This is a genomic window from Stenotrophomonas sp. SrG, assembly GCF_050031795.1.
Taxonomy (GTDB): domain Bacteria; phylum Pseudomonadota; class Gammaproteobacteria; order Xanthomonadales; family Xanthomonadaceae; genus Stenotrophomonas; species Stenotrophomonas rhizophila_A.
Map to the genome: position 1 here is coordinate 1 of NZ_JBNBBE010001298.1, position 236 is coordinate 236.

The 236-nt window shown below is 72.0% G+C and carries 1 pseudogene; it reads right to left on the reverse strand.

Annotated features, from left to right (window positions below):
* Positions 1–29 precede the first annotated feature (29 nt).
* Positions 30–236: pseudogene (locus ACQG3P_RS23610) on the reverse strand (propionate catabolism operon regulatory protein PrpR); the annotation flags it as partial.

Sequence of the window (236 nt, forward strand, 5' to 3'; positions counted from 1 at the left end):
GCTGCGCACCGCGCGGTCAGCGGCGTTGGTCAAACGGGGTGCCGCAGCCAACGCCACAGCGTCGTGCGCGATTCGCCCCGCTGTGCGGCCAGTTGCTCCCGGTTGCCCTGATGTTCGACCAGCCTCTGTTGCAGGGTTGCTGGCGAGGGGCGTGCGGGCGCAGGGCCGGCAGGCAACGCGGCGCTATCGGGCACGACAGCGCCGCCCGAAGCCGGCAGAAGTTCGGGCAGCCACGA